Consider the following 2,076-nt stretch of genomic DNA (forward strand, 5'->3'; position numbering starts at 1 on the left):
CCCGTTATTTTAAAAGATAGTATTATAATCAAAGGATTACTATTCAGCTTTTTTGTCCAATGCTAATTTTTCTTCATTTTCTGAGTACCTTCTCATCCTTACTTTGTAGTTATATACTCCTCTTTTTGAAGGATATTTTTCAGCATAGCCTTCTTCGTACCAAAGTTTATCGGCATATTTTTTCCATTCTTCGGCAAGTTGGTCTAATTCAGGCGCTAATTCATTCACAGTCCGCTCACTGCCTGGATGCTGTGGAATAGCGTTGAACTTCTTTACCATTGCCCTGAATACCTTGGGATTATCTATTATGGGACATGGTCTAAACAAATTATTGGAATAGGGGATAGTTCTCTTATAAGCCTCAAAAAATGGTGATTTTAATATATCTACAATCCGCTTTTCCCTTATATTATCCACAGCAAACTGTTGAAAGACACATGGTTCAGCATAACCTTTGGCGTTTATATGTAAATACTTAGCTCCCGCTGCTAAACAACCGTTAGTCAAGAAACCATGATTCCAAAAATCAGCAACGAAAGCAAACTTTCCACCTAACCTTAACTCTTCCAATTTGTAGAATCTTTCGTACCTTTGTTCTGCAGTAGGTACTAAATCCATCGAAGCATCCGCTCCTACGGGCATAAATTGGAAAACCCATGCATAACTCACATTGTTTTCTTTTAAATACTCCCAAAAATCATCGCTCATTATCACATCGTGATTCTTTCTTGTTGCTGTGACGGAGGCTCCATATACAACCCCATTTTCAGTTAAAAGCTTCCAAGCGTTTTGAATTTTTTCAAAAACTCCTTTACCTCTTCTCCAATCGGTGTCAGCTTCATATCCTTCTACTGATATAGCCAATGTAGCATTACCCAATTCTGCTAACTTTTTAGCATTTTCTTCATTAATTAAGGTTCCATTCGTATAAAGCAAAAAGTAAGAATCGTTGAACTCTTCTAGTACATCAAATAGATAAGGATAGACAAATGGCTCTCCACCAGTTATAATGAAGAAATAGATGCCTAAATCATTAAATTGTCGAATTACATCAAAAATTTCTTCTTTGGAAAGCATATACTTGTGACCATACATAGCAGCATAACAACCCACACATCTGAGGTTACATGCATAAGTTGGAGAAAGCACGGCTAATTTTGGAAGGACGATCCCATATTCATGCATCTTTTCCTGCCTTGTTTTTTCACCAACTGCAAACTCGTTGATGATTAGATTGTTTATTATTTTTTCAACAACTTTGGGATTAGATTTCTTGAACAAATTAGCCCAGTTCACCAACATCGGATCATGATTTTCAGCCCCTGTTGCTAATTTTCTTAACCCACTTTTCGCAGGTTCCTTAGAGAATTTCGATAAAGTCCATAACAATTTTCCCAGTTGATCTACATCAGAATGTCTTACAACGTTGGTTATTAATTTAGAACTTTGTTTAAGTAACATATTTTTCATTGAGTCCACAACTGCCATACCGGACACCTCCTAATTTTTGTTATCTTCTGTAAAACTTAAAATCATTTTTTTAAAATTATTTTTTATTTCCTCATTAGAAAATTCTATTCCTACGGCTCTGTATATAACTAAACCATCAAACATTGCTTGTAACATAAATGCTTTAGTTTTCGAATTAAATAACTTTTCAAATTTACCAAGGATCTTTCCGTAATTTTCTTTGAATGTTTGAGTTAAAATTTTCATCATACTTTGATCATGTGTAGAATTCATTAAAATTTCAAACAACCGCATCAGTTCTTTTGAAGGAAAAGTATTTAAAATTTCTGAATAAAGATTTGCATAAAAATCAGCACTTGCTTCCGCACAATCCTGAGAAAGCACGGATTCATTTTCTTCAAAAAAATTTTGGACTTTTTCCAACAGCGCACTAAAAGCAGAAACAATTAGTGAATTTTTATTTTTGAAATAGTTATATATAGAACCTTTCGACAAATTACACGAAAATGCAACATCTTCCATCGTCAAATTTGTCAAACCTTTTTCGCTTATTAATTCCAACGTTTTTTCTGAAATGTATTTTTTTCGTTCTTGTTTATCCAAAAC

General features: G+C 33.7%; 2 protein-coding genes. Both read right to left on the reverse strand.

The features are described from left to right. Nucleotides 1-39: 39 nt before the first annotated feature. On the reverse strand, nt 40-1,488 hold the full coding sequence (locus AA81_RS01130; protein WP_103078941.1) for a radical SAM/SPASM domain-containing protein: 1,449 nt from the start codon (nt 1,486-1,488) through the stop codon (nt 40-42). A 12-nt stretch (nt 1,489-1,500) separates the two neighbouring features. Then, nucleotides 1,501-2,076 (reverse strand): TetR/AcrR family transcriptional regulator (locus tag AA81_RS01135; RefSeq protein ID WP_146050309.1); only part of this gene is annotated, 576 nt, incomplete at its 5' end.

Source organism: Petrotoga halophila DSM 16923, from assembly GCF_002924615.1.